The following is a 6,776-nucleotide window of genomic DNA, read 5'->3' on the forward strand; positions in this document are numbered from 1 at the left end:
GCCGGATACCTGCCGTCGCATCCGCCACGACGCGACGGAGAGGCCCCCCCCGGCCCCCTCGGAGGGCGGAGGGGCCGACCGGCCCATGCGGGACGGGAGTACGCCGCCACAGCCTGGGGGTGACCCCTTCCCGCGCAGCACAGAGAGGCCGCAGTCATGAAGGCAGTCGTCTTCCAAGGACCCGGGCAGACCTCCTGGCAGGACGTCCCAGACCCCACGATCAAGGACGCCGCCGATGCGATCATCCAGGTCGACGCCGTCACCATCTGCGGCACCGACCTGCACATCATCAAGGGCGACGTACCCGAAGTGACACCCGGCCGGATCCTCGGCCATGAGGCCGTCGGAACCGTGGTCGAAACCGGCGGCGACGTACGCAGCGTCCGTCCCGGCGACCGCGTGCTGATCTCGTGCATCTCCTCCTGCGGCCGCTGCCGGTTCTGCCGCGAGAGCCACTACGGCCAGTGCCGCGGGGGCGGCGGCTGGGTCCTGGGCCACACCATCGACGGCACCCAGGCCGAATACGTCCGCGTTCCCTTCGCCGACCTCTCCGTCCACCCGCTTCCCAGCGCCGTGAGCAGCCACGATGCCGTACTGCTCGCCGACATCTTCCCGACCTCCTACGAGGTGGGCGTCCTCAACGGGAACGTGCGCCCCGGCGACACGGTCGTCGTGGTCGGCGCCGGACCCATCGGTCTGGCCGCCATTGCCACCTCGGGGCTCTACAGCCCCGGGCGGATCATCGCCGTCGACCTCGCCGCGTCCCGGCTGACGGCCGCACGGGACCTCGGTGCCGACGCCACTGCGAGCGCGGACGAGGAGCCCGAGCGGCTGGTCGAGGACCTCACCGACGGGCTCGGTGCGGACGTGGTCATCGAGGCCGTGGGCGTGCCCGAGGCGTTCGAGATGTGTACCCGCATGGTCCGCCCCGGCGGACGCGTCGCCAACATCGGCGTCCACGGAAAGCCCGCCACCCTGCACCTCGAAGACCTCTGGATCAAGGACGTCACCATCACCACCGGTCTCGTCGACACCCACTCCACCCCCATGCTGCTGCGCATGATGGCCGCAGGCCGCCTCCCCGGGGCCGCCATGGTCACCCACCGCTTCGAGCTCGGACAGATGGAAGAGGCGTACGACGTCTTCTCCCGCGCCGGCGAAACCGGCGCCCTCAAGGTCGTGCTCGGCGGACCGCAGCACGACGCGGTCGCCGTGCCGCCCCAGGAGCAGTGAGTGCCGTGAAGAGCACACCGAGTACCAACCCGCAGGACATGGGCGAGACGGCCGGACGCACCGACCTCGGCCGCCGCATCGCAGCCCGCCGCACCGCCCTCGGTCTCAGCCGTGAAGAACTCGGCCGGAAGTGCGGAGCCGACGCCAACTACATCACCTACCTGGAGGAGCACGCAGCCTCTCCCGCCATCGGCACCCTCCTCCGCATGGCCGACGTACTCGGCGTCACGGTCGACGACCTGACCGGTGCGAGCGCCGGCCAGGTCCGCGGGCGTCCCACCGCCCGCCGCGACACCGCGCTGGTGCCGCTGGACGAGGACGAGTGCCGACGGCTGCTGGGCACGCACGGAGTGGGCCGCATCGCCGTCTTCACCCCCGAAGGGCCGGCCGTCCTCCCGGTCAACTATCTGATCGCAGGCCCCGACATCGCGTTCCGCACCGCCGTGGAAGCCCTCGCGGCCAGAGCGGCAGGCACACAGGTGGCCTTCGAGATCGACAACATCGACGACGTCACCGCCGGAGGTTGGAGCGTCCTGGCCGTGGGCGAGCTGGAAGCGGTCACGGACCCCGAGGAGATCCAGCACCTGACGGCTACGGCCCGGTCCCAGCCCTGGGCCGGCGGACCGCGCACCCACTGGATGAAACTCGCCCCCGTCCGGCTCACCGGCCGGCGCATCGCCCACGAATCATGAACGAAGTGGGCGGCCCTCGCCCGGCAGCAGGGCGAGGGTGCGTGGCGCTCCTGCCAGGAGGCGAAGGTACGCCGGCATGCGCGGGCCCCGACAGCGGTCGCGGCTGCAGCCGTGGCGGGCACTGTGGATGTAGAGCCATCGGAAGGGTGAGTCGGGATGGAAAGGCAGCTTGAGACTCCGCGGGTGGTAGTGGGTGTCGACGGATCCCCTTCGTCCCAGGCCGCGCTGCGCTGGGCGGTCCGGTACGCGGGCTTGGTGGGCGGGAAAGTAGAAGCGGTCACCGCGTGGGATCTGCCCGGCGCCGGAACGTGGTCGGCGCCTGCGGTCGACGCCGACTTCGACGAGGAGGAGGCCGAGCGGCGTCTGGTGGAGGAGGTCCTCACGGTCCTCGGCGAGGGCGGCGCCTCCCAGGTCCAGGAGCGCCTGGTACGGGGCAATCCCGCCGAGGTCCTGGTGGACGAGGCAGAGGGTGTCGACATGCTGGTCGTGGGAAGTCGCGGCCGAGGCGGCTTCCGCCGGGCCCTGCTCGGTTCGGTCAGCCAGCAGGTGGCGCTGCATGCTCCCTGCCCGGTCACGATCGTCCGACCGGACGTACCCGTCGAGTAATTCCCTGCGGGCTCCGAGTGCGTCGGCCTGCCGGTGCGGGTGCCGGGCGCCATGTGCGCAGTCGCGCCAGTTGCAGATGCGCGGGACGACCCTGCGCTGCGCCGCTCGGCGTTGCGCACGCCGGCGCCGTCCCCTCGCATACTGGGGAGCACGGGGCCGGCACCGACGGGAGCCGTTACCGGGAGGACCGTATGGCCCCGGCCGGGATCCGTCCGGCCCATGCGGTACCGCTGCCGGCTGCGCGACAGTGTCCGGTGTGGCGGCATCACGGCCAGGACGCCCGGGTTCTCCAGACCTGGGCCCACCACATCAGCACCGAGCTCGCCGCCTGAGCCGGCGGATCGGCAGGGACACAGCACGGAGGCGCGTCATGCACCACCGGAGGCAGGGGAGGGAGGACAATCCGCTCAGGCGTGACGCCGACCGTACCCGCGCGCGCCTGCGCGTCACCTTCATGGTGGCCTGCCTGTTGGCCGTGGTCTGCGGTGTCGCGGTCGGACGGAGCGCCTGGACGGACGCCGGTCGCGCCGCGGCAGAGATCGCACGCCACCGGCATTCCGTCACGGCAGTGACAGTCGGCGACACCACCTACCGGGCCGGGCCGGAGCCGAGCACCCGCCCCGTCCCGGTGGCTCCCGCGACCTGGCGCGACACTTCCCACCGCGTCCACACGGAAACCGTGCCGGTCCCGGCAGCGACCCGGAACGGCGAAACCGTCCGTCTCTGGGTCGACGACCGGGGCAATGCGACCACCGCCCCGCCCGGCACGGCCCACATCGCTCTGCACGCCATCGGCCTCGGCACCGGAGCCTCGGCCACGATCGTGCTCGCAGCCGGAGCCGCCGTCTACGCCCGCCTGCGGATCGTCGACGCACGCAGCGGACAGGCATGGGAAAGCGAATGGGAGAGCGTCGAGCCCCGGTGGTCCGGCCGTCTGCGCCCCGGGCAGGGAAGCGGCGATGACTGACACCGCCGCCGACCAGGACCGCCGGGTCCCGGCGGCGCCGCCACCGCTCCTGAACCCCTGGAGGAACACCATGTCGCACGCGACCGAATGGGAGACCCGCGTCTACCTGTTCGAGGAGGGCCACACCACCAAGGTCCGTGTCGAACTCGACACCGGAACCAACCGGCTCACCGGCCACGGCACTGCCCGCTGCAACCCCGCGGACAAGGACGTTCCCGAGATCGGCGACGAACTCGCCACGGCCCGCGCGCTGGAGGATCTCGCCACCCAGCTCAAGCGCACCGCCTACGGTGACATGGTGAGGGCCGGGGCCGCGCCGGAGGAGGTGTCGCTCACGCCCTACAGCGGCTGGATGAACCTTGCGGCCAGGTGACGAGCAGGCGGTCGCCGAGGCAGGGGACGAAACTGGAAGCATGGGTGACGGACCGGCGATCGAGCTGACCAGCGAGGTCACGGCCGGCGGCAAGGGCCCGCCCTCTGCCTACCAGGCCGGGCTGTGCGTTGTGCATGGACGGGGCGGTGCTGGCGTCGCCGGCGAGCTCGGCGACGGTGCCGTGGGCGAGGATCGTTGCGGTCACGGGACTGTCCCTGTCTGTGCGGCCTCAGTCGTGTGCGCCGATGCGGGAGGGGACCAGCTCATCTCCTCTCCGCCGTTCGCCGTGCTCCGGGTAGGGCCCGAGCGGCCCTACCGGGGACCGAACGGCCCCGGTCCCGGTCAGGTCTGCCCGGCCTCGGCGCAGGTGAGCCTGTTCTTCACGTCGACGACCCCGTCGACGCTCTGGCACAGGCGCACCACGACGGGCAGCAGCTCGGCCCGCGACAGGTGTCCGCTGAGCGTCACCAGACCGTCATCGACGTCGACAGTGATCGACGAGGGAGCGAGACGGAGGGTCCGGGTGAGGACGTCCTCCAGGATCTCTTCCTGGATGGCGCGGTCCCGGCGCAGGAACAACTGGATCAGGTCGCTGCGGCTGACGATTCCGGTCACCCGGCCGTCCGCGTCGACGACCGGCAGCCGTTTGACCCCGCGCCGCTGCATCACCCGGGCGGCGCGGACCACGCTCCATTCGGGCCGGGCGGTGACGGCCGGGCTCGTCATCAGCTGTTCGGCGGTCGTCGCACCGCCCGTCGGCCGCCGACGGAGCAGGTCGGCTTCGGAGACGACGCCGACCGGGTGTCCGTCGTCATCGATGACGGGCATGGCGGTGATGTCGTATTCGTTCAGGAGCCGCGCGATCTCCTTGAAGGCGGTGGTGCGTCGGACGGTGATCACGGTGGTCGTCATCAGGTCCACGACACTGCGGTGTCTCATGCGGCCGACTCCCGGTCGATGGAGACCGCGGCGTGGGTCATGACGTCATCGGCGGTCCGAAGGTGTTTCATGGCCTCTGCTCCGTGAGGGTGTGGCTGCGGCTTCGATGGTGTGAAGGTGCTCCGGCCGCCTACCCGTGGGCGACGACGGCCACTGGAGCGGCAGCATGGTGCAGGACCGCGTGGGCGACGGAGCCCAGGTGGGTGCCGAGGGGGGAGCGGCGCAGGCGGCGTCCGACGACGACGAGCCCGGCGCCCCGGGAAGCCCGGACGAGATGGTCGCCCGCGGATCCCGTGAAGACCCCGGGGCTGACGTCCACGTCCGGGAACTTGTGCCGCCAGGGCAGCAGCATGTCGTCCACCATGTGCGTCATGCCCCTGCCGATGTCCCGCTCGTCGTCCGGGTCGAAGAACGGGACGTACGTGTACGCGGGCGGCATCTTCCAGCCGTGGACGGCCCGCAGCGCACAGCCCCGCCGGGCGGCCTCTTCGAAGGCGAAGGCGAGCACGCGGTCGCACGATTCGTGGACGTCGACCCCCACGACAGTTCGGAGCCGGAACCGGTCCGAGGGCCGTCCGGGTCGTCGGTGACCCGGACCATGACGACCGGGCTGTCAGTGGCCACGAGCGCGGACATCGCGACGGAGCCGACGAGGAAGCCCATCAGCCCACCCGGCCCCCGCGAGCCCAGGACCAGCAGTCCGGCGTCGGCGGCTTCGGCTGCGAGGGCCGCTGCCGGCCGGGCCGCGAGACAGCGAACCGTGATCTCCAGCTGGGGATGGCGTTGGTGCAGCTCCGCCGTCGCCTCCGTCAGCGCCCGGTCGGCCCAGCGATCCACGTCCTGGCGGCCCAGACCCGGGAACACCGGGTCCAGGGGCCAGTCGACGGCGTGGACGAGGCGCAGCGGTACTCCCCTCAGAACAGCTTCCTGCGCTGCCCAGCGCGCGGCTGCCCGGCTCCCGGGGGAGCCGTCGACCCCGACGGTCACGTGGTCTCTCATGGCTGCAATCTCTCCCGTCCGGGCCGGAACCTCATCACCAGGGCTGTGCATCGCGGGCGTGGCCGGCGTGAGTGGCCAGTGTGTCGTCGGTTCGGGCTCCGACGTGCGATGCCACGGCGACGACTCCATGAGTCGTTCGACGAGGCTGAGGAGCGCAGGCAGCTGACTCCGGCGCTGTCGCCCGTGCGCGCCGGCCACGAAGGATCCCCGACCAGGCCGTCGGGCGGACCGGTCGCCGCGCCCGGTACGTGTTCAGTGGGGCCAGGCCCAGTCCGCGACTTCCGGCAGGTCGATGCCGTGCTCGCGGATCCAGTCGTGGTGGCGGATGCGCTGGTCGGCCATGGCCTGGCGCAGCCCCTCGGCACGGCCGGCGAGGCCCGGGACGCGGTCGATGACGTCCATGACGAGCCGGTAGCGGTCCATGTCGTTGCGCACGACCATGTCGAAGGGGGTGGTCGTGGTGCCGGACTCCTTGTAGCCGCGGACGTGCAGCTGGGCGTGGCCGGTCCGGCGGTAGGCGAGGCGGTGGATGAGCCACGGGTAGCCGTGGTAGGCGAAGATCACCGGCCTGTCGCCGGTGAAGAGCGCGTCGTATTCGGCGTCCGTCAGGCCGTGGGGGTGTTCCTCGTGGGGCATCAGCCGGGCGATGTCGACGACGTTGACGACGCGGACGGCCAGCGAGGGGAGGTGCTCGCGGAGCAGGGCCGCGGCGGCCAGCACCTCCATGGTGGGCACGTCGCCGGCGCAGGCGAGTACGACGTCCGGTTCGCGGTAGCCGTGGTCGGTGCCCGCCCACTCCCAGATGCCGGCGCCGCGGGTCACGTGGGTGCGGGCCTCGTCGATCGGCAGCCAGTCGAAGCAGGGCTGTTTGCCGGCGACGATCACATTGACCTGGTCACGGCTGCGCAGGGCGTGATCGGCCACGGCGAGCAGGGTGTTGGCGTCCGGCGGCAGGTAGACCCGTACG

General features: G+C 71.7%; 7 protein-coding genes and 2 pseudogenes. 5 read left to right on the top strand and 4 right to left on the bottom strand.

Going from position 1 to position 6,776, the window contains the following annotated elements; all coding sequences use genetic code 11:
• Nucleotides 1-156 precede the first annotated feature (156 nt).
• From PV721_RS21760 to PV721_RS21780, 5 genes are all read left to right on the top strand, one after another.
• Nucleotides 157-1,233 (top strand): zinc-dependent alcohol dehydrogenase family protein, encoded by a 1,077-nt coding sequence (locus tag PV721_RS21760; protein WP_319726999.1) that lies wholly within the window; start codon nt 157-159, stop codon nt 1,231-1,233.
• Between the two features lie 5 nt (nt 1,234-1,238).
• Nucleotides 1,239-1,925: a helix-turn-helix domain-containing protein gene (locus tag PV721_RS21765; protein ID WP_319727001.1), complete on the top strand. Its 687-nt coding sequence runs from the start codon at nt 1,239-1,241 to the stop codon at nt 1,923-1,925.
• A 156-nt stretch (nt 1,926-2,081) separates the two neighbouring features.
• Nucleotides 2,082-2,531 carry a universal stress protein gene (locus PV721_RS21770; protein ID WP_319727002.1) on the top strand — a complete coding sequence of 150 codons (450 nt, stop codon included), beginning with the start codon at nt 2,082-2,084 and terminating at the stop codon, nt 2,529-2,531.
• A 370-nt stretch (nt 2,532-2,901) separates the two neighbouring features.
• Nucleotides 2,902-3,498: a hypothetical protein gene (locus tag PV721_RS21775; RefSeq protein WP_319727003.1), complete on the top strand. Its 597-nt coding sequence runs from the start codon at nt 2,902-2,904 to the stop codon at nt 3,496-3,498.
• On the top strand, nt 3,491-3,871 hold the full coding sequence (locus PV721_RS21780; RefSeq protein ID WP_416371147.1) for a dsRBD fold-containing protein: 381 nt from the start codon (nt 3,491-3,493) through the stop codon (nt 3,869-3,871). The genes PV721_RS21775 and PV721_RS21780 overlap by 8 nt, the downstream gene beginning before the upstream one ends.
• A 342-nt stretch (nt 3,872-4,213) precedes the next feature.
• Here PV721_RS21780 and PV721_RS21785 read toward each other — a convergent pair whose 3' ends face one another.
• From PV721_RS21785 to PV721_RS21800, 4 genes and pseudogenes are all read right to left on the bottom strand, one after another.
• Complete coding sequence (locus tag PV721_RS21785) at nt 4,214-4,810, bottom strand: CBS domain-containing protein (protein WP_319727004.1); 597 nt, start codon at nt 4,808-4,810, stop codon at nt 4,214-4,216.
• Between the two features lie 130 nt (nt 4,811-4,940).
• Nucleotides 4,941-5,351: a universal stress protein gene (locus PV721_RS21790; RefSeq protein ID WP_319727005.1), complete on the bottom strand. Its 411-nt coding sequence runs from the start codon at nt 5,349-5,351 to the stop codon at nt 4,941-4,943.
• Nucleotides 5,352-5,461: 110 nt separating this feature from the next.
• Nucleotides 5,462-5,938: pseudogene (locus PV721_RS21795) on the bottom strand (universal stress protein); the annotation flags it as partial.
• A 123-nt stretch (nt 5,939-6,061) separates the two neighbouring features.
• A pseudogene (locus PV721_RS21800) lies at nt 6,062-6,776 on the bottom strand (phosphoketolase); the annotation flags it as partial.

This window comes from Streptomyces sp. MB09-01 (assembly GCF_033794505.1).
Taxonomy (GTDB): Bacteria; Actinomycetota; Actinomycetes; order Streptomycetales; family Streptomycetaceae; genus Streptomyces.